Origin of the sequence: Pseudomonas entomophila (assembly GCF_029193575.1) — a bacterium.
In the GTDB taxonomy this organism is placed as follows: Bacteria; Pseudomonadota; Gammaproteobacteria; order Pseudomonadales; family Pseudomonadaceae; genus Aquipseudomonas; species Aquipseudomonas entomophila_G.
In genome coordinates this window covers 158,270-177,848 of record NZ_JARGCS010000012.1, presented here as the reverse complement: position 1 = coordinate 177,848, position 19,579 = coordinate 158,270, and the positions used below count along the sequence as shown (strand labels likewise).

Genomic DNA, 19,579 nt, shown 5'->3' with positions numbered 1-19,579 from the left:
GGTTATTGTTCTGTCAGGTGCACGGCGGCTTCGAGGCGCGCCAGTTGCTGGTGGTCGCGGATACCGAAACCGACCTGGGCCACCGCCTGCGCGGCGATGGCCGTGGCGCGTCCGAGGGTGCGCGCGGGTGCCTCGGCCTGCAGCAAGCCGTGGACCATGCCGGCCACCAGCGAGTCGCCGGCGCCCACGGTGCTGGCCACCTGCACCGCCGGGGGCTGGGCATGCAGCGCCAGGCCGCGCGTGAACCAGCTCACGCCCTGCTCGCCCTGGGACACCACCACATGCTCCACGCCATTGGCCAGCAGGCGCTCGGCGGCGGCGCGCTGCTCAGCGAGGCTGTGCACGGGGCGACCCAACACCTCGCTGAGCTCGTCGGTGTTCGGCTTGACCAACCACGGCTGGCTCTCAAGGCCCGCGCGCAGGGCTTCGCCGCTGGTATCCAGGGCCACCTTCAGGCCATGGGCTTTCAGTTGCAGCAGCAGCTTACGCAACCAGCTCGGGCTCACGCCCGGCGGCAGGCTGCCCGCCACCACGGCCACCTCATGACCGACCGCCACCTGCTCCAGGCGCGCGAGCAGGGCCATCTGCGCCTGGGCATCGACGGGCGCGCCCTGCCCATTGACGTCGGTGACCCGGCCATCGGCCTCTACCAGCTTGAGGTTGGTGCGGGTCTCGCCCGGCACGCGGACGAAGCAGTCGGCGAACCCGCGCCGGGCGATCAACGCCTCGAACGGCAGCAGGTTGTCGCGGCCGAGAAAGCCGCCGACGCTGACGCTGTGGCCCAGGTCTGCCAGTACCTGGGCGACGTTCAGGCCCTTGCCGGCGGCATGGCTGTGCTGCGCCTGGGCACGGTTGACCTGACCGGCACGCAGGTGGTCGAGGCTCAGGGTGAGGTCCAGCGCCGGGTTGAGGGTCAGGGTGAGGATCTTGGCCATTTCAGTAACGCTCCACCAGCGCCCGTACCGCTTCGGCGCTGTCTTGTCGCAGGGCCTCGCGCGCCAGGGCGCGGGCCGTCGGGTGATCGGCCTGGCGCACCAGGGCCTTGACTTCGGCGACGCTGCGGGCGGCGACGCTCAGTTCGTCGACCTCCAGCCCCAGCAGCACCGCGACCGCCTGCGGGTCGGCGGCCAACTCACCGCACACGCCGACCCACTTGCCCTCGGCGTGGGCCGCGCGCACGGTCATGTCGATCAGCGCCAGCACCGCCGGGTGCAGGCCATCGGCCTGGGCCGACAGGCTCGGGTGGCCACGGTCGATGGCCAGGGTGTACTGGGTGAGGTCGTTGGTGCCGATGCTGAAGAAATCCACTTCGCGGGCCAGTTGCGGCGCCAGCAGGGCGGCCGACGGCACTTCGACCATGATGCCGACCTGCAGGTCGGCGACCGGGATCTCGGCGCGCAGGCGTTCGACCACGGCCTTGGCGGCGCGCCATTCGTGCACCTGGCCGACCATCGGGAACATGATGCGCAGCGGCCGGTTGTCCGCCGCGCGCAACAGGGCGCGCACCTGGTCTTCGAGCACCTGCGGACGTTGCAGGGTCAGGCGCACGCCACGCACACCGAGGAACGGGTTGTCTTCAGCCGCGATCGGCCAATAGGGCAGTGGCTTGTCGCCACCGACGTCGAGGGTGCGGACCACCAGCGGGCGCCCGCCGAGGCCGTCGAGCACGCGGCGGTATTCGGCCTCCTGGGTGGCGACGTCGGGCAGTTGCGGGTGGGCCATGAAGATCAGCTCGGTGCGCAGCAGGCCAATGCCTTCGGCGCCCTGCTCCACCACCTTGTCGATGCCGGTGCTTTCGCCGATGTTGGCGAACACTTCCACGGCATGGCCGTCGCGGGTCAGCGCCGGTTCGTGACGGTTGGCCCAGGCGGCTTGCAAGCGCTGCTCGCGCAGGGCGCGTTCGGCCAGGGCGCGTTGCAGCTCATCGGCGGGCGGGGCCACGCTGACCTTGCCGCGCTGGCCATCGAGCAGCAGCGGCGTGCCGGGTTCGAGCAGCAGGATCGCCGCGCCCGCACCGACCACCGCCGGGATGCCCAGGGCACGGGCGACGATGGCGCTGTGCGCCGTGGCACCGCCATGGGCGGTGACGATGCCGGCGACCCGCGCCGGGTCCAGGCGGGCGACATCGGACGGGCCGACTTCGGCCATCACCAGCACGTAGGGCGTCTGTGGCTCGTCCTGCTCGACGATGCCGCACAACTGCGCCAACACGCGGCGGCCAACGTCGCGCAGGTCGGCGGCGCGCTCGGCGAGCAAGGCATCGTGCAGCGCCTCCTGCTGGCGAGCGGCGGCGTCGATCACCGTCATCCACGCGGCGGCGGCGCTTTCGCCCAGGGCCAGGCGCTGCTCGACGTCGTCGGTCAGGGCCGGGTCGGCGAGCATTTCCTGGTGGGTGACGAAGATTTCGCCGATGGCCTTGTCACTGCGCTGCACCTGGGCCTGCAAATCGGCAGCCACGGCGTCCAGCGCATGACGCAGTTTCAGGCGCTCCTGAGCCGGCGACTCGCCGCGCAGGGGGTAGTCGATGGGGCGCTCGACGCGCACGTGGGCCGGCCCACTGGCGATGCCTGGCGAGGCGCCGACGCCCTGGACCTGGCTGCCGGGTGCGGGCGCTTGCTGCGGCTGCTCGGCGGTCGCCAGGGCTGGCAGCGGTACTGCGGGCAGCGGCTCGACGTCCTCGCCCAGGCCTTGTTCGATAGCGGCCAGCAGCACCGGCAAGGCGTCGCTGGCGATGCTGGGTTCGGCGAGCAGCTCCAGCACCTGGCCGCGCCGCGCACCGAGGCTCAGCAGCTTGCTCAGGCTTTTCACCGACACCGCCGGCTGGCCGCTGTCGGCCACGCGCACGCGGATCTCGCCTTCGAAGCCCTTGGCCAACTGCGCCAGCACCTTGGCCGGGCGCGCATGCAGGCCATGGGGGTTGGCCAGCGCGATGCGCGCGCCGGGCCAGTCGACCGGTGCTTCGCCGCCCAGCAGCTGCAACACGTCACGGCTGCTGGTGGCCTGGTACAGGGTCTGGCCGCGGCCTTCGATCAACACCTGGCACAGACGTTCGAGCAGCGCCTGGTGGGCGGCGCCCAGGCTGGCCAGGCAGAACAGGCCATTGAGCGGTTGGTCGCGGTGGCGCAAGGGCTGCCGAGGGGTGACGAAGGCCAGGCCAGGCTGGCGCACATCGCGCTCGCTGTGCAACCACCACAGGCCCTCCCCCAACGGCAGCGGCTCGGCTTGTTGCAGCAGGGCGGCGAAGCCGCTGTCGACACAACCGCCGCGCTGCAACAGGCGCGCGCCGCGCCAGGCCAGTTCGTCGAAGTCTTCGGCGGGCAGGTTCAGGCCGATCAGTTGGGCGTCCAGCTCCAGCTCGCGTGGCGCGCCCTGCAACAGCTTGAGCAACGCCTCGGCGGAGCCGGCACGGCGCAGGGCCTCGGCCAGGTCGGTCTCACCGAGGGCGCGGGTCAGCAATTGCAGGAGGCGCAGGTGCTCGTCGGAACGGGCGGCAATGCCGATGGCCAGGTAGACGATGTGGCCATCGCCCCAGTCCACGCCCTCGGGGAACTGCAACAGGCGCACGCCGGTGGCATGCACCAGCTCGCGGGTCTCGGGGGTGCCATGCGGGATGGCGATGCCTTGGCCAAGGAAGGTCGAGCCTTGCGCCTCGCGGGCCTGCAACCCGGCGAGGTAACCCTCGGCGACCAGGCCGTCGACCACCAGCCGCTGTGCCAGCAGGCGCAGCGCCTCTTCTTTGTCGGCGGCCACCTGGCCCATGGCGATCTGCTCCTTGGCGAGCTCCAGCATGACCTTCTCCTTTTGCAGTGCCCAGAGCGGGCGCTGAGGTTATTGTTGTGTAATTCAGCGTCTTTTTTCATCGCGGACAACACCGGCTCTGTCCGCCAAAATCGATGTCAAAACCGCTGCTGAAACGTTTAATCTGACCAGACGGCCACGTTACTCGATAATCTGCCGCGGAAAAAGCCCCATTTTGTCGGACAATTGCGACAATAGTCGCCTGCTCTTGCACACAATTTTGCGCGACACTACGCGGTCAGGCATTGCAGCCCACCCGGTAATAACAAGGAAAACTCGGTGAAACTCAGCGATATCGCCCGTCTGGCCGGTGTGTCCGTCACCACCGCCAGCTACGTCATCAATGGCAAGGCCGAACAGCAGCGCATCAGCAGCAGCACCGTCGAGCGCGTGCGCGCGGTGGTCGACGCCCACGGCTTCACGCCCAACCCCCAGGCCGCCGGCCTGCGCAGCCGCCACACCCGCACCCTCGGTTTCATCCTCCCAGACCTGGAAAACCCCAGCTACGCGCGCATCGCCAAGCAGCTCGAACAAGGCGCCCGCGCCCGTGGCTATCAATTGCTGATCGCCAGCAGCGACGACCGGCCGGACAGCGAGCGCCAATTACAGCAGCTGTTCCGCGCCCGCCGTTGCGATGCGCTGTTCGTCGCCAGTTGCCTGCCGGCGGAAGACGACAGCTACCGCGAGCTGCAAGCCAAGGGCCTGCCGGTGATCGCCATCGACCGTCGCCTGGACCCCACGCACTTCTGCTCGGTGATCAGCGACGACCGCAACGCCAGCCGCCAGTTGGCCGACAGCCTGCTGAAGACCCACCCGCGCAGCATCGCCCTGATCGGCGCACGCCCGGAGCTGTCGGTGAGCCAGGCCCGCGCCGGGGGCTTCGACGAGGCCCTGCAACACTTCGACGGCGAGGTACGCCGCTACCAGGGCGAGGCCTTCAGTCGCGAATGCGGCCAGCACCTGATGGCGCTGTTGATCGATGAACTGGGCGGCCTGCCCGATGCCCTGGTGACCACCTCCTACGTGCTGCTGCAAGGAGTGTTCGACACGTTGCAGGCGCGCCCCAACGACGCGCGCCAGATGCAACTGGGCACCTTCGGCGACAACCAGTTGCTGGACTTCCTGCCGCTGCCGGTCAACGCCATGGCCCAGCAGCACGGCCTGATCGCCGCCACCGCCCTGGAGCTGGCCCTGGCCGCGATCGAGGAGAAACGCTACCAGCCCGGCGTGCACCCGGTGGCGCGCACCTTCAAGCAGCGCATCACAGCCTGACCATGCGCCTGATCGACACCCACACCCACCTCGACTTCCCCGACTTCGACGCCGACCGCGAGCGCCTGCTGGCCAACGCGACGGCGCGCGGGGTGGCGCGCATGGTGGTGCTGGGGGTGTATCAGGACAATTGGCAGCGGGTGTGGGACTTGGCCTGTGCCGATGAGCGCCTGCCGGCGGCGTTGGGCCTGCACCCGGTGTACCTCGAGCAGCACCGTCCCGAACACCTGGCGCAGTTGCGCCAGTGGCTGGAGCGCCTGCGCGGTGACCCGCGGCTGTGCGCAGTGGGCGAGTTCGGGCTGGATTACTACTTGCCGGAACTGGACAAGCAGCGTCAGCAGGCGCTGTTCGAGGCGCAACTGCAAATGGCCTGCGACTTCGAGCTGCCATCGCTGCTGCACGTGCGCCGCAGCCATGCCCAGGTGATCGCCACGCTCAAGCGCTACAAGCCGGTGCGTGGGGGGATAATCCACGCCTTCGCGGGCAGTTACGAAGAGGCGCGTGAGTACATCAAGCTGGGCTTTCGACTGGGGCTCGGCGGGGCGGCGACCTGGCCGCAGGCGCTACGCCTGCGCAAGACCCTGCCGCGTTTGCCGCTGGAGAGCATGGTGCTGGAGACCGATGCGCCGGACATGGCGCCGGTGATGTTCCCCGGGGTGAGAAACAGCCCCGAGCACCTGCCGGAAATCGCCGAGGCGCTGGCCGGGGTGATAGGGGTCGAGGTGGGGGTGTTGGCCGAGGTGAGCAGCCGCAATGCCTGCGAGGTGTTTGGCTGGTAGCTGCGAGCTACGAGAAAAGGCCGTCTGCATGCGGCCTGCCCTTTCTTGCAGCTCGAAGCTCGTAGCTATACCCGGAATGCTCCGATCAACCGCTTCAACTCCATCACCTGCGCCGACAACGCCCGGCTGGCATCCTCGGTCTGGCAAGCGCCCTCGGTGGTGTCCTGGGCCGCACGGTTGATCGCCACGATGTTCTGGTCGATGTCGTGGGCCACGGCGGTCTGCTGCTCGACGGCGGCGGCGATCTGCTGGTTCTGCTCGACGATCCCGCCCACCGCGCCGAGGATGTTGGCCAACGCCTGCTGCACCTGGCGCGCCTCGTCCACCGTGCCGGCGGCCATCTGGTGGCTGCTGCCCATGGCCCGCACCGCCGCGCCGACGCCTTCCTGCAAACGCTGGATCATCTGGGCGATTTCCTCGGTGGAGTCCTGGGTGCGCCGCGCCAGGGTGCGCACCTCGTCAGCCACCACGGCGAACCCCCGCCCCTGCTCGCCGGCCCGGGCCGCCTCGATGGCGGCGTTGAGCGCCAACAGGTTGGTTTGCTCGGCGATGCTGCGGATCACCTCCAGCACCCGCCCGATGGACTGGCTGTCGCTGGCCAGCTGGTCGATGGCCGAGACGGTCTGGTCGATTTCCCCGGCCAGGCGGGCGATGCTGTCCTGCTGGTGCTCCACCAGGCCCCGGCCATTGGCACTCTCGCGGTTGACCTGTTGCGCACCGTCGGCGGCCAGCGCCGCACTGCGCGCCACTTCCAGGGCAGTGGCGCTCATCTGGTTCATCGCCGTGGCCACCTGCTCGATCTGCTCGCGCTGGCCGCTGACCGCCTGGTTGCTGCGTGCCGACACCGCCAGCACCTGGCCGGCCTGGTCCTCGACGCTGGCAACGGTGTGGCCGACCTGTTCGATCAGCCCGCGAATGCGCCGCACGGTCTCGTTGAAGCCCCTGCCCAGTTCGCCCAGCTCATCCTGGCTGCGGGCCTGGAAGCTGACGGTCATGTCGCCGCCCGCGACCTTGTCCATCGCCGCCCCCAGGTTGCGCAAGGTTTCCCGGGTGGAGACGTAGAAGCCGCTGTAGAGGTAGACGATCAGCACGAACACCGCCGCCAAAGCGGCGACCAGGGCGATGGTACGCAGGCGGTGCTCGGCCAGGCGCTCCTGCAATTGCAGTTGCAGGTGGCCGATGACGGCATCGTTGAACTGGTAGGTCTGGGCCATCAACCCGCTGACCTGCTCATAGAACGCCAACCACGGGGCGTCGAGGCTTTCGGCGACCACCACCTGGTCCTCGAACAGCGTCGCCGCCTGCTTGACCGTCGCCTGGCTGGCCTGCGCCGCGCCGTTCAGGCTGGCCTTGGCGGCGGCGTCTGCGGCCAGGGCGTCGTCCAGACGCAGGGCGTAGTCGGCGGAGAGTCGCTCCAGGCGCTGCAGCAGGTCTTCGAAACGGGCGCTGCCGGCGGAGTCGATGAAGCCGCGGCCCAAGGCGATGGCGCCCTGGGCACGACCCTCGCCGAGCACCTGGGTAACCTGCCCGGTGGCACTGCCCAGCAGTTCGCTGAGCTGGCGTATCGAGGCCTGGCTGTCTTGGGTGAGGCCGGACTGGCTGGCGACCAGCTTGCCCAACACCTGGGCCTGGGCCAGCAGCTTGTCGAACAGCGCGGCCTTGTTCTGCAGCGAGGATTCACCGCGCGCCAGCGCGAAGGCCTCGGCCAGTTCGACGCGCTTGGCTTCGAGCTGCGAATCGGTGCTTTGCAAGCGTTGCAGTTGGGCCTGGACCTTGTCCTGCAGCGCACCGATGCGCGCCTCGAGGTCGCCGGCCTGGCCCGACTGGCCAAGCACGGCGTTGATCTGCAAAAGGTTGCCGAGGCTTTCGAGGTCGCCGCGCAGGGCCAGGCTGTCGGCCAGGGGGCCGAGGCCGTGCAGCTCGACGCCGGTGGCGTGGAACTGGCGATAGGCGTCGCGTACAAGGTAGAAGCTGGTGACCAGCATGGGCAGGAAGAACAGGACACTGATCAGGCTGAACTTCAGGCCGAAGCTCAGGCGGTTCATCAGTGCGATGGCCGGATGGAGCAGCAGCTTCATGGGTCACCTCCTTGGTTTCTTGTTGTTCTGCGGGGTAGCACTAGGCCATTAACGACCCAACGCTTTGTATAGCGCAGATTGAAACCAAGGTTTGTAACTTAAGGTTAAGTGGTGGGTTCGAAGGCCCCCACCCTCAGACCAACACCGTCCACAGCGCAAACACCGCATACCACAACACCGCACAGCGCAGCAGCAGCTCCCACAGGCTGTCCAGTCGCCCCAGCCCACGCTGGGCTTCCTCTTCCTCCTCGGGAATGTCGTCGGCCACCCGCCCGACACGGGCCACCAGGTGCCCGGCACTGATGTGCCAATTGAGCAGCTCATGCAGCATCACCCGGGTCACCGAGACGAAATTGCCGACCAGGGCGAAGCTCAGCGCCATCACTCGTACCGGCAACCAGTCCAGGGCATGGCGCAACTGCCCGGCACGCTCCTTGAGCGCCGGTTGGTGGCTGTGGGCGGCGGTCAGCGCCAGCAGGCGGTAGGCCAGGGCCGCGCCGGGGCCGAGCAGGAAGTACCAGAAGATCACCGCGAAGAAGCTCTGGTACGCCTGCCACAACAGGTTGCCCTGCACCCGCACCAGCAGGTGGCGCGGGTCGTCCGCAGCCAGGCCCAGGTCACGCTCGGCCACGTGCAACGCGGCCTGCTCATCGCCCCGCCGCCATGCGTCGCGGAAAGGACCAAGGGCCGCCTTGGCATCGCCACGGCCAAGGCTGTAGATCAACACCAGCAAGTGCACCGGCAACGCCAACAGGCCGTAGGCCACCGGTTCCAGCACATGCAGCAGCAAGGCCAGCACCACGACCGGCGCCAGCACCAGGATCGCCAGCGTCCACCACGGGTGGACCTTGCCGCTGCGCTCGAGGCGCACCAGTTCGCCAAGGAAGAAGCCGTCACGCTGCAACCGCTGGCGCAGGGCCGAGAACTTCTCGACCCACAGCACCAGCACCAACACCAGGAAACTCATGCCTTGTCCTCATCACGCAGGGCCGCGTGGTAGCGGCGCCAGTTGAATGCCGGGCCCGGGTCGGTCTTGCGCCCCGGGGCGATGTGCTCGTGGCCTTGGATGCGCTCGGGGCCGATCACCGGCCAGGCGCGGCGGATCTCCCGGGTCAGGCGCTCCAAGGCGCGGTATTGCGCATCGGTGTAGGGCAGCTCGTCAGTGCCCTCCAGCTCGATGCCGATGGAGAAGTCGTTGCAACCGTCGCGACCGTCGAAGCACGACACCCCGGCATGCCAGGCACGGTCGAGCAGCGAAACGAACTGGGTCACCTCACCATCGCGCTCGACGAACAGGTGCGCCGACACGGTCAGGTGGCGGATGCCTTCGAAATAGGGGTGTTCGCTGGGGTCGAGCTGGTTCTGGAAGAACTGCTGGACCTTACCGGTGCCGAAGCAGGCCGGCGGCAGGCTGATGTTGTGGATGACCAGCAGGGAAATGGCCTCGCCGTCGGGGCGGGCGTTGAAGTTCGGCGAAGGGCAGTGGGTGACACCGGAGAACCAGCCAGTGATGGGGTCCAGTCGCATGGGCAGATCCTGAAAAACGCCGGGTACGAGCGAGCAGTATGCCGTGGGGTGGCGCGGGTTGCATGTAAATGATTGTGCGACCCAAGTGGGACGCCGCGCTTATCGTCGGCTCGCTTGCCGCAGCTGCTCGACCACCGCCTCCAGCGCACGTTCGAACAGCAGGCCGTCGTCCAGAACCCGCGCCTCGCCACGGCGCAAGGCCAGCGCCAGGCCGAGGCTGTTCCATTCACGCACCTTCAGCCCGGTGCGGTTGGCGAACACCAGGCGGTCGCTGCCGTCGATGCGAGCCACCAGCTTGCAGCGCAGCGGCTCGTCCTCGTCGCTCAGCTCCACCCAGGTCCCCAGCCGCAGACGCTGCACTTGCCGCAGCTCCGGGGTTTGCCCGTCCAGGGCCTGGAACGGCATACCGGCAGCCTCCTCGGCGATGGCCAGGACGATAGGCTGCTCGACCCGTACTTCGTCGAACGACACCTCCCAGGCGCCTGGCTGCGCACAGGCGCGCAAATGCAGTTGCTCCAGTTGCTGGAAGAACTCGCGCACCCGTGCGGACTCCAGCATCACCCCGGCCAGGCCCTCGCGCAGGGCCTTGAGCAGGCCCGGCACCTGCCGCAACAGTTGCTCGCGCGCCTGGGCCTGCGGGTGCGGGGCGATGCTGGCGAGCAGCGCATCCAGGGTCGCCACGCCATCGGCCCAGGCCGGCGAAGCTTCACCCTGCTTGAGCCAGGCCATCAGCAGCACCTGGCTCCAGCCCTGCACCACCATCTGTAGCACCGCCGGCGGCAACACCTGGCCGCGCAGGCGCAGGTCGAGCACCTGCTCGACCCGCTGGCGCGCCTGCAAGGCCCGGGCGCGGCCTTCTTCGGCATCCCGTGTGCGTTGCTCCAGCAGCTCGTTGCGTCGGCGCTCCTCGGTGCTGAAGGCGAGGAAGTCGTCGAGCAGTTCGGCGAACAACCCGGGGTCGTCGGTGAAATCGTTGAGCAGGCGCTGCACGATACGCTCGATGCGCAGTTGCAGGCTGTCGCGCAGGCCATCGGCACAGGCCTCCCAGCCAATGGCAACGGCGCCGATCTCGTTGAGCAGGCGACGCGCGGGGTGGCTGGCACGGCTGAACAGGCCCTTGTCGAGCAAGGCGACCTTGAGCAGCGGGATATGCAAGCGGCCGATCAACCCGCAAAGCGTCGGTGGCAGGTTGTCATCCACCTGGAGGTGGTCGAACAGCAGGCCGACCAGGTTGATCATGTCTTCGTCGTCGGTGCTCAGGCGCCGACGCGTGCCGCTGCGCACGCTGACCCGCAGCAGCAACTGTTCGAGTTGCTGGCCGAGGTCGAAGTCGTCGGCCTCCTGCGGCGAGGGCACGTAATGCTGCAAGTGAGTGAGCAGGCGCAGCAGGTCGGCACTGCCAATGGGCTGGGCGCTGGCGACGCTCTGCAAGCGCGGCGCCAGGCGCCCGCGCACCGGCGCCAGCAGGCCCTGCAGCGAGGCGAAAAAGGCGTGGCCGGCACTGTCGGCGCCGAGGTCCGCCCCTGCGGCCAGACCTGCCGGGGTGCGTCGCGCCAGCAGGCGACGGTCCTCGGCACGACGCCGCGGCGCCGGCGGTAGCTCGGCCAGCACCCCGGCGGCGGCCAGCAGTTGGTTGGCTTCGCCGTAGAGCAAGTCGGTGTCGCGCAGCACGTAGCGCTCGAACAGCTTGAGCAGGATCAGCTTGACCTGCAGGCCCACCCCGAGATTGCGCCCGGCCTCGAGGAAGTAGCCACACAGGCAGGCCGGCTCCAGCGGGTTGCGGTGGTCGGCCAGTGGCTGTTCGAGCAGCGCCTCGAAGCGCTGGCCCAATTGGTCGAGGGCGAAACCGTCGCGGGACAGTACGCGGTCGACCATGCCAGCGATGGCGCGGTCGCGCTCCGGGCGGGCCTTGACCCGGGGCAGGTCGGCCATGACCAGCTGCGTCAGGGGCTCGACCTGGCCAATGCGGGCAAAGTGCTCGTAGAAGATGTCGAGAAAGCCGCGCTCGATGCTCTTGCGCTTGAGGCGCAGGTCGCGCATGGCTTCGAAATAGAGGTGCTGGTCGAGGCTGGCGCCGGCCTTGTCGGCCATCTCGAAGAGGGTGTCGTCGGCGTTGTCGAACAGCGCCTGCAAGCCTTGGCGCAATTGCAGCGCAGCCTTGTCACGCACTTGCAGGAGCAATACCGGAAGGCAGGGCATGGGCGGGTGCCCAGCTCTGTCGATGGCGGCCGCCAAGGGCACCACCTTGCCTTCTTCGTGCATCCCGAACTCCTTGATGGGTGTTATTTGATCGCGCCGCGCGAGTCGTCAAAGCTATGACGCCAAATACAAGGCGCCATTATCATGGAAAATTCTGACAGCTGCTAGCGCGCATTGGTTCGCCACGCCAGCGCACGCTGTGCAACCTTTCCAGACCAAAGGTCGCTGCCCGGACGGCTGTACAGCAAAGCCCCCTGCCCTATAATCGCCGGCACCTAGCTTGTGGAGCCGACCATGCCGAACCTACGCCTCGCCGACCTCACTGCCGAAATCGAATCCAACGTGCGCCGTGCGCTGCGGGAAGACATCGGCAGCGGCGACATCACCGCCCAGTTGATCCCGGCCGAGCGCCTGGCCAAGGCGACCATCATCACCCGCGACGCTTGCGTGGTGGCCGGTACCGCGTGGGTCGACGCGGTGTTCCGCCAGCTCGACCCGCGTGTGGCGGTGCACTGGCAGGTGGCCGATGGCGAGCGGGCCACCGCCAACCAGGCGCTGTTCCACCTCGAAGGGCCGGCGCGTTCGCTGCTCAGTGGCGAGCGCTCGGCGTTGAACTTCCTGCAACTGCTGTCGGGCGTGGCCACCCGCGCGCGCTTTCTCGCCGACCTGGTCGAAGGCACCCAGGTACGCCTGCTCGACACCCGCAAGACCCTGCCGGGCCTGCGCCTGGCGCAGAAGTACGCGGTGACCTGCGGCGGTTGCCACAACCACCGCATCGGCCTGTACGACGCGTTCCTGATCAAGGAAAACCACATCGCCGCCAGCGGCGGCATCGCCGAAGCCGTCACGGCGGCGCACCGCATCGCCCCAGGCAAGCCGGTGGAGATTGAGGTGGAAAGCCTGGAAGAGCTGCGTGAGGCGCTGGCGGCCGGTGCGGACATCGTCATGCTCGACGAGCTGACCCTGGACGAAATGCGCGAGGCAGTGCGCATCAATGCCGGCAAGGCCAAGCTGGAGGCCAGTGGCGGGGTGAACGAGAACACCCTGAGGGTGATTGCCGAGACCGGGGTGGACTACATCTCCATCGGTGCAATGACCAAGGATGTGAAGGCGGTGGACCTGTCCATGCGATTGAGCCTGTGAGCGGAAACCCGACCATGAAAAAACCGGCGTGATCGCCGGTTTTTTTTGTTCCGCAGGGCCGTGTCCGGGAGAGGGCCGGCACAGGCAGCGCTAATCCGCCTGCCGCCCCCATCCACTTCAGAACGAAGCGTTCGCCAGCCCGTCCAGGTAACGCTCGACGTCCAATGCCGCCATGCAACCTGCACCGGCCGAGGTGATCGCCTGGCGGTACACATGGTCGGCCACGTCGCCCGCAGCGAACACGCCTTCGACGTTGGTGGCGGTGGCGTTGCCTTCACGGCCGCCGTTGACTACCAGGTAGCCGTCCTTGAGGGTCAGCTGGCCTTCGAACAGCGAGGTGTTCGGGGTGTGGCCGATGGCGATGAACACGCCGTCGACTTTCAGCTCGTCGCTGCTGCCGTCGTTGTTCTTCAGGCGCGCACCGGTCACGCCCATGTTGTCGCCCAGCACTTCGTCCAGGGTGGCGTTGAGCTTGAGCTCGATCTTGCCTTCGGCCACACGGGCGTGCAGCTTGTCGATCAGGATTTTCTCGGCGCGGAAGGTGTCACGGCGGTGCACCAGGGTGACCTTGCTGGCGATGTTGGCCAGGTACAGCGCCTCTTCCACGGCGGTGTTGCCGCCGCCGACCACGGCGACCGGCTTGTTGCGGTAGAAGAAACCGTCGCAGGTGGCGCAGGCCGAAACGCCCTTGCCCATGAACGCTTCTTCCGACGGCAGGCCCAGGTAGCGGGCGCTGGCGCCGGTGGCGATGATCAGCGCGTCGCAGGTGTAGGTGCCGCTGTCACCGGTCAGGGTGAAGGGCTTGCTGGCCAGGTCGACGGCGTTGATGTGGTCGAAGACGATCTCGGTCTCGAAGCGCTCCGCGTGCTCCTGCATGCGCTGCATCAGCGCTGGGCCGGTCAGGCCATGGGGGTCGCCCGGCCAGTTGTCGACCTCGGTGGTGGTGGTCAGCTGGCCACCAGCCTGCAGGCCGGTGATCAGCAGCGGCTTGAGGTTGGCGCGGGCGGCGTAGACCGCGGCGCTGTAACCGGCAGGGCCGGAACCGAGGATGATGACCCGCGAATGACGTGCTTCGGACATGTCGTACTCCTGTCGAGCCGGCCTCAGGGGCCGGCACCGCTGTGCCGGCGACGCCGGCTGGCATTAAAAGGGGCCTGCGCAGCACTTGGGGAAGGCTACGACGCGCAGGCCCGAAACCTGCCGCCGCTTCCCGTGCAAGGCTCGCGGCGTTGAAAAATTGAACGCACTGTAGCGAGGTGGCAGAGATTAAGGAAATATCCTTAGACAATCCACCTTATAGGCAGCCTCTATCCAACGAATCCGTCGATAGCCATTGTCCAATGGCTTTGTTACACACCGTTTCCTGCATGGGCCGCGCCTTTCGTCGGCGCGCCAAACTCGGTAAGGTCAGCGCGTTTTCCTTCTGCGGAGCATCCTGATGCAAGCCCCCGTCCTGTCCGGCCCCCAGTACCTGCGCGAGGGCCTGAAACTGATCCTCAGCCCGAACCTGCGGCTGTTCGTGCTGCTGCCCCTGGCGGTCAACCTGCTGCTGTTCGGCGGGTTGATCTACTTCGCCGGCCACCAGTTCAGTCTGTGGGTCGACGCCCTGATGCCCACCCTGCCCAGTTGGCTGAGCTTTCTGACCTATATCCTCTGGCCACTGTTTGTCGCCCTGGTGGTGCTGATGGTGTTCTTCAGCTTCACCTTGGTGGCCAACGTCATCGCCGCGCCGTTCAACGGCTTCCTCGCGGAGAAAGTCGAGGTGGTGGTCCGTGGCGAAGACACCTTCCCGGCGTTCAGCTGGGGCGAGCTGGTGGCCATGGTGCCGCGCACCCTCGGCCGCGAGATGCGCAAGCTGGGTTACTTCCTGCCGCGGGCGCTGGGGTTGTTCATCCTGTCGTTCATACCGGTGGTGAACGTGGTGGCGGCGCCGCTATGGCTGGTGTTCGGGGTGTGGATGATGGCCATCCAATACATCGACTACCCGGCAGACAACAACAAGATGAGCTGGCAGGACATGCTCGCCTGGCTGCGCCAGAAGCGCTGGCAGAGCATGGGGTTCGGCGGCATCACCTATCTGGCGCTGATGATTCCGGGGGTCAACGTGCTGATGATGCCGGCGGCGGTGGCGGGGGCGACGTTGTTCTGGGTGCGGGAGCAAGGTGAAACCAGCATCCGGTAAGCAGAGGCCTGAAGGTAGCTATTCGATCCGACGGCGACATAATCAGACCGCGAAATCAACGCCCTTTTCCAGCTAACTGATACACAAGGCTGGTACACATGGCACTGATAGCACAACCGTTCCGGCATCCTGACTCGGGGATCTATTACCTACGACGCAGAGTGCCGGAAGACCTTCGGGCAATCATCGGCAAGACGGAAATCCGCCGTTCCCTGAATACCCGGAATCATCACCAAGCCAAGGCCGCATTTGCCGTAGCCTATGCAGAGTCTGAACGCCTGTTCAGCGATGCCCGTAGTGGGCTCTGTACCGCCATCGCTGAGCCGCCAATTCTGGCACCTACCTTACCCACACAAGCGGCCTCACCAGCTCCTGTTGCCCATATAAAGCTGTCGGAAGCGCTTGAACGTTACGTCCTGTCCGTGTCGCTGTCGGGCAGATCCGAATATGTTTCTCGACGACATACCGTGGATTACAGCCGTGCCGTCAACCGGTTCATCAAAGATATGGGCGATAACCCCATAGCGGCAATCCAGCCTTCCGATATCCACGCCTTCGCAGCCAACCTTATCCAGCCGTCAGACGCTGCCGTACAACCACTGGCAATCTCGTCCACCCGTCTGTTGTTGGCTCGGCTGTCATCGGTCCTAGCCTTCTCCGTAGATTCTGGTCTCATGGAGACGAACCCTGTCATTGCCTCCCGCATCCAAAAGCGCCTGGGCACTGGTAAACAGAAACGTCGTTTGGACGATCATCGCGGATACGCTTGGAACGAGTTGGTTGCACTGTTCAGCCGGGAGGAGTTTCAACGGTTGAGATATGCGGAAGGCCGTCCTGGCAACGCCGTGTTCTGGATTCCATTGATAGCGGCCTATACAGGAGCTCGCCGCGAAGAATTAGCCCAGCTTTACGTGGCCGATGTTCATCAGCACAGGGACGGGGCGTGGTTCATTCGAATCATCGACGATCGCCCCGACAAGTCTGTCAAAACCGACAGCAGCCGTCGGGAAATTCCGGTTCACAACGACTTGATCAAACTCGGCTTGCTGACACTGATAGAAGGACGACCGTCAGACTCCAGGGTGTTCCCCCAGTTGCTGAAAGTCTCGGACGGCTTTGCAGGCATAGTCTCAAAGTCTTGGCGTCCCATTACCCAATGCTGTGGGGTGTACCGGCACGGGCGCCACCCGCTTCACGCCTTCCGGCATACCTTCAAGACTTTAGCTAGAGAACACGGAATACCCAAAGAGGTCAGCGACTGGATCACTGGGCATGCTTCGGGACACGTGGGCGACGGCTACGGAATAAACCCTCTGTCTCGGATGACCCACGAAATCAAGAAATTCCCAAGTATCACAGAAGCTGCCGGGCTAACTTGAACACAAAGCAGGTGGCAGCAAATATTTTTTTAAAATTACGCTTGCCACCGACATTATCCATTTAGACGCTTGATAAAACATCGTAAAAGCGCCCTAACTTATACCCCTACGGCAAGAAAACGCTGTTTTTATATCAAACTCAGACAAAACGCCCAAAAAATCTAAAAATAAAAAAGATGAGCGAATGTTTAGCCGACCATGATCTCCATGGCACAATAGCGCCATGACAACAGCAGACCAAACCCAACAAGAATCACCCCGCAAGGACCACCCGGAAAACCCCATTTAAAAACCAATTAACAACTTAACAATTAAGCTCGAAACAAACCGCACATCCAGACGATCCAAGTCGATTCTCCCAAATCGAAATTTAGACCCCTACAACAGTACAACCCTAGGACTAGAATGGCTAGAACCATAAACGTGTCACTGGCACGTCCCGGCACTGGAAAAACACAAAAAGCAATGTATAAAACTCGACGATGGATCTCGTTAGGCGCACGAGTTTTGATAGCAGTCCCGACCGTCCAGCTTGCAGATCAAATCTTTGAAAATTTAAGCGACCTTAAACCCATAAAAATTGACTACAGAGAGAAGCTGTCAACGCTCGCGCGGCTTAATGAATACCTTCATCCCCATAGTGGACATGACCTTGTAATATGCCAGCAGGCTAGCTTTCATCAATGCGACCCCAAGCTATTAGCAGGTTGGAAAATCATTATTGACGAACTCCCTATGCCTATGCAGCCGCACGCCATTACAATTAAAAAAACACAGCTTGATCAACTACCCTACTTGAATATCGATGATAACGGCAGATTATTCATTACGGAAAAGTGCAAAGATAAAGCTAGGGAATGGGCTAGCGGTCCAGCCAAAAGCGAAAATAATAAATTCTTGTCACCCGTCCTATCAAAGGAAGCCCAAGATTTCTACAAAGCCGTACTGGATGACATCGACGTCTACGTCACATCCTATGGGACAAGCGATAATCGCATAGTGTATTACAGTGAAGAACTTGGCTTCTTCAAATGCTTTGCCGAATGTTCAGAGGTCCACATACTTAGCGCTACCTGGAACGGGTCGCTTTTTGCATGGTTTACTAAAGCAAACGGTTTTTCAGTGGCAATTTCAGATCTAACACCAGAGAAACGTCCAAACCATCATCAAAGTATAAAAATTTATCCAATGCTGCAAGACTCCCAATGCAGCAAGACGATTCTAAGCTCCTATACCGAACAAGAGATCACCCCGAGCAAGACCATTACAACTCAAAATATTCAGATCTTAGCAAACACTGTTGACTCGGTGCTGAATGACAATGACAACTGCCTTTTATTCGTACAGAGCTGGGCAAATTTACAGATCTCTTCGAAGTTCAAGACCTGCGGCATGGATAGTCGCGGTCTAAACAATCTATCCAGCAGTTCCACTGTCATGTGTATGTTTCACGGAAATCATGTGACCACTGCAAGCTCTTGTCTCAAACGCTTAGCAGAAAAATATGAAATGACCTATGAGTCACTACGAGATGCCTGGACCCAAACGTTTTTATATGATGCAACCCTGCAAAATGTATATCGTTGCTCCTTAAGAAATCAAGACTCAACCGTCCCCGTCACATTGTTTGTTCAGACAAACAGTGTCGCAAATTACCTGAAAGACATGTACCTACACGATGCCGTTATTGACAACAGATATCTAAAAAGCTTCGGACAACCCAGGATAATGGGACGAAAACCAAATCCGCAAAGAGAAACAGCTATTCGACTGTTGGAAAACGGTCACACCATTCGTGAGGTAGCCGAAATCCTGACCATACCTGTAACAACGGTAAAAAACTATAAATCAAGCTTGAACCAGAGATTATCCGCACATGAAGTTTAGGAAGAATCCATTGGAGATTAAAATATCTTAGAATTCTTAAGGACTTTTAATCCATCAATCAAGTTTGAGCGAAGCGAAATCGAGCGTCAGCGAGATCCTTGGTTATCAGCCAAATACAATAACACTTCTCGCTGAGCGAGAAGATGGCTACGCCATGACTTTGAATTCAAATACACAACCCCAATCAACCAAACTCAATCAAGAAGATCTTAAACTGACGCATCTATGACCAGATCTCGAACCAAACGATTCAGCTTTGAAACTAAAAAATCGAACGGTTAACTTTAATGGCCCTTCAAGTTCAAACCAAACATGGCATGTCATTCCAGGATTTTTCAATACAATTAGCTGTTCTTTCTTAGAACAGATGCGGCCAGGGTTAGCACAGCAGCATCATCGGTAGAATATGCCAAGTCGATAATCTCATGCCGAAGTTTTTGGATGGTGATTTCCTCAGTACTGTCGGAGGAAAAGAACTCCTGTACTGGCACATCAAGAATCTTAGCAATCGTGATGAGGGTATCGATGCCCGGCGAATAAGTGCCTCGTTCGAAACGGCTGACTGTGAGCGGTTCGTATCCGCATCGCTCCGCCAGCTCTGCCTGGGTGAGACCTCTGGCCACGCGTAAAGCTTTAATCCGCCCAGCAAGGTTGATCAGACTGCTTGATGGCATGGGTTCCCACCGCAAATCTGTGCATGCTCACATCAAGACGCAAGGGCAAGAAGATCACAAAATGACTACATTTTTCTTGATTGTATATCAAAAAATGAATAGCATTGGATTTTTGCAGCTACGCAAGCTAACAACATGAAAAGAATCCGTCGCTCCATCTTATTGGCTCTGTGCATTGGCTCCACTTCCAGTAATGCCACAATTCATGACACTACCGGTGACATAGACATTGGTATTTCTCGGGATGTGCTGCAAGCGACCGTAGCCTGTAAACAGCCCGAAGTAATGTTCAAATTGATGGAGTACGTGGCAAACGGAAGGCGAGACAGTGGCGTTGCTTATCTCGAAGAACGGACGAAGGCTGGTGCGTGTATCACAGTGAAAATGCAGAGTGTCACTGTATTAGCCGTGAAAATGGCAAAAATATCGGGGACTGAGCGCAAAACACCGTCAATCTATGTTTTAGTCAAGGTTCGCGGACCAAACTTCGTTGCATATGTTGGGCCTTCGGCACTCAATCATCGCGGTTTTGACATCATTAAAGACGCTCAGCTTTTGAATAAGAAAATAGGTGCTCCGCTGGTACAGTGAGCCACCCATCAAGATCAGCCAGTGGAGCTTAACGGCTAGCACTGGCAGCTTGGTAGATAAAACGGACATG

At 62.9% G+C, this 19,579-nt stretch carries 15 protein-coding genes and 1 pseudogene; 7 read left to right on the top strand and 9 right to left on the bottom strand.

Annotation, left to right across the window (positions count from 1 at the left end):
- Positions 1–2 precede the first annotated feature (2 nt).
- Entirely contained in the window at positions 3–935 is a 933-nt protein-coding gene (pfkB, locus tag P0Y43_RS05605; RefSeq protein WP_275636314.1) for a 1-phosphofructokinase, read from the bottom strand.
- Position 936: 1 nt separating this feature from the next.
- A complete protein-coding gene (ptsP, locus tag P0Y43_RS05600) occupies positions 937–3,789 on the bottom strand; it encodes a phosphoenolpyruvate--protein phosphotransferase (RefSeq protein ID WP_275636313.1) in 2,853 nt (950 codons plus the stop codon).
- 288 nt (positions 3,790–4,077) lie between these two features.
- On the opposite strand from ptsP, the gene cra reads away from it, so the two are divergent.
- The gene (cra, locus tag P0Y43_RS05595) at positions 4,078–5,070 is read left to right on the top strand and encodes a catabolite repressor/activator (protein WP_275636312.1); all 993 of its coding nucleotides are present in this window, start codon (positions 4,078–4,080) and stop codon (positions 5,068–5,070) included.
- A 2-nt stretch (positions 5,071–5,072) separates the two neighbouring features.
- The gene (locus tag P0Y43_RS05590) at positions 5,073–5,849 is read left to right on the top strand and encodes a TatD family hydrolase (RefSeq protein ID WP_275636311.1); all 777 of its coding nucleotides are present in this window, start codon (positions 5,073–5,075) and stop codon (positions 5,847–5,849) included.
- A gap of 65 nt (positions 5,850–5,914) precedes the next feature.
- On the opposite strand, the gene P0Y43_RS27035 is transcribed toward P0Y43_RS05590, so the two are convergent.
- The 5 genes and pseudogenes from P0Y43_RS27035 to P0Y43_RS05570 form a co-directional block, all read right to left on the bottom strand.
- Positions 5,915–6,619, bottom strand: coding sequence for a methyl-accepting chemotaxis protein (locus P0Y43_RS27035; protein WP_430540225.1), 705 nt, complete (start codon positions 6,617–6,619; stop codon positions 5,915–5,917).
- Between the two features lie 153 nt (positions 6,620–6,772).
- Positions 6,773–7,063, bottom strand: a pseudogene (locus P0Y43_RS27030) (HAMP domain-containing protein); the annotation flags it as partial.
- A 997-nt stretch (positions 7,064–8,060) separates the two neighbouring features.
- Positions 8,061–8,894 (bottom strand): regulatory signaling modulator protein AmpE, encoded by an 834-nt coding sequence (gene ampE, locus P0Y43_RS05580; RefSeq protein ID WP_275636309.1) that lies wholly within the window; start codon positions 8,892–8,894, stop codon positions 8,061–8,063.
- Positions 8,891–9,454, bottom strand: a complete 564-nt coding sequence (ampD, locus tag P0Y43_RS05575) for a 1,6-anhydro-N-acetylmuramyl-L-alanine amidase AmpD (protein ID WP_275636308.1) — start codon at positions 9,452–9,454, stop codon at positions 8,891–8,893. Before ampD ends, ampE begins: the two co-directional genes overlap by 4 nt.
- Positions 9,455–9,553: 99 nt before the next feature.
- Positions 9,554–11,716 (bottom strand): DUF1631 domain-containing protein, encoded by a 2,163-nt coding sequence (locus P0Y43_RS05570; RefSeq protein WP_275636307.1) that lies wholly within the window; start codon positions 11,714–11,716, stop codon positions 9,554–9,556.
- Between the two features lie 231 nt (positions 11,717–11,947).
- Between P0Y43_RS05570 and nadC the strand changes: the two genes are divergently transcribed.
- The gene (gene nadC, locus P0Y43_RS05565; protein ID WP_275636306.1) at positions 11,948–12,796 is read left to right on the top strand and encodes a carboxylating nicotinate-nucleotide diphosphorylase; all 849 of its coding nucleotides are present in this window, start codon (positions 11,948–11,950) and stop codon (positions 12,794–12,796) included.
- 117 nt (positions 12,797–12,913) lie between these two features.
- Here the strand turns inward: nadC and trxB are convergent, their stop codons facing one another.
- Positions 12,914–13,876, bottom strand: a complete 963-nt coding sequence (gene trxB, locus P0Y43_RS05560; protein WP_275636305.1) for a thioredoxin-disulfide reductase — start codon at positions 13,874–13,876, stop codon at positions 12,914–12,916.
- Between the two features lie 358 nt (positions 13,877–14,234).
- On the opposite strand from trxB, the gene cysZ reads away from it, so the two are divergent.
- From cysZ to P0Y43_RS05545, 3 genes are all read left to right on the top strand, one after another.
- Positions 14,235–14,978 (top strand): sulfate transporter CysZ, encoded by a 744-nt coding sequence (cysZ, locus tag P0Y43_RS05555; RefSeq protein WP_275636304.1) that lies wholly within the window; start codon positions 14,235–14,237, stop codon positions 14,976–14,978.
- A 98-nt stretch (positions 14,979–15,076) separates the two neighbouring features.
- Positions 15,077–16,357, top strand: a complete 1,281-nt coding sequence (locus P0Y43_RS05550) for a site-specific integrase (protein WP_275636303.1) — start codon at positions 15,077–15,079, stop codon at positions 16,355–16,357.
- Positions 16,358–16,780: 423 nt separating this feature from the next.
- A complete protein-coding gene (locus P0Y43_RS05545) occupies positions 16,781–18,244 on the top strand; it encodes a helix-turn-helix domain-containing protein (protein WP_275636302.1) in 1,464 nt (487 codons plus the stop codon).
- A gap of 344 nt (positions 18,245–18,588) precedes the next feature.
- Here P0Y43_RS05545 and P0Y43_RS05540 read toward each other — a convergent pair whose 3' ends face one another.
- Positions 18,589–18,918: a helix-turn-helix domain-containing protein gene (locus P0Y43_RS05540; RefSeq protein WP_275636301.1), complete on the bottom strand. Its 330-nt coding sequence runs from the start codon at positions 18,916–18,918 to the stop codon at positions 18,589–18,591.
- A 135-nt stretch (positions 18,919–19,053) separates the two neighbouring features.
- Here P0Y43_RS05540 and P0Y43_RS05535 point away from each other — a divergent pair, with 135 nt between their 5' ends.
- Positions 19,054–19,509 (top strand): hypothetical protein, encoded by a 456-nt coding sequence (locus P0Y43_RS05535; protein ID WP_275636300.1) that lies wholly within the window; start codon positions 19,054–19,056, stop codon positions 19,507–19,509.
- Positions 19,510–19,579 lie beyond the last annotated feature (70 nt).

What these genes read in the sequence shown, in the direction of transcription:
- cysZ (WP_275636304.1), top strand. Translation starts at nt 14,235, where the DNA reads ATGCAAGCCCCCGTCCTGTCCGGCCCCCAGTACCTGCGCGAGGGCCTG.
- trxB (WP_275636305.1), bottom strand. Translation starts at nt 13,876, where the DNA reads ATGTCCGAAGCACGTCATTCGCGGGTCATCATCCTCGGTTCCGGCCCT.
- P0Y43_RS05535 (WP_275636300.1), top strand. Translation starts at nt 19,054, where the DNA reads ATGAAAAGAATCCGTCGCTCCATCTTATTGGCTCTGTGCATTGGCTCC.
- P0Y43_RS05570 (WP_275636307.1), bottom strand. Translation starts at nt 11,716, where the DNA reads ATGCACGAAGAAGGCAAGGTGGTGCCCTTGGCGGCCGCCATCGACAGA.
- P0Y43_RS27035 (WP_430540225.1), bottom strand. Translation starts at nt 6,619, where the DNA reads ATGAGCGCCACTGCCCTGGAAGTGGCGCGCAGTGCGGCGCTGGCCGCC.
- pfkB (WP_275636314.1), bottom strand. Translation starts at nt 935, where the DNA reads ATGGCCAAGATCCTCACCCTGACCCTCAACCCGGCGCTGGACCTCACC.
- ampE (WP_275636309.1), bottom strand. Translation starts at nt 8,894, where the DNA reads ATGAGTTTCCTGGTGTTGGTGCTGGTGCTGTGGGTCGAGAAGTTCTCG.
- ampD (WP_275636308.1), bottom strand. Translation starts at nt 9,454, where the DNA reads ATGCGACTGGACCCCATCACTGGCTGGTTCTCCGGTGTCACCCACTGC.
- ptsP (WP_275636313.1), bottom strand. Translation starts at nt 3,789, where the DNA reads ATGCTGGAGCTCGCCAAGGAGCAGATCGCCATGGGCCAGGTGGCCGCC.
- P0Y43_RS05540 (WP_275636301.1), bottom strand. Translation starts at nt 18,918, where the DNA reads ATGCCATCAAGCAGTCTGATCAACCTTGCTGGGCGGATTAAAGCTTTA.
- nadC (WP_275636306.1), top strand. Translation starts at nt 11,948, where the DNA reads ATGCCGAACCTACGCCTCGCCGACCTCACTGCCGAAATCGAATCCAAC.
- P0Y43_RS05550 (WP_275636303.1), top strand. Translation starts at nt 15,077, where the DNA reads ATGGCACTGATAGCACAACCGTTCCGGCATCCTGACTCGGGGATCTAT.
- P0Y43_RS05590 (WP_275636311.1), top strand. Translation starts at nt 5,073, where the DNA reads ATGCGCCTGATCGACACCCACACCCACCTCGACTTCCCCGACTTCGAC.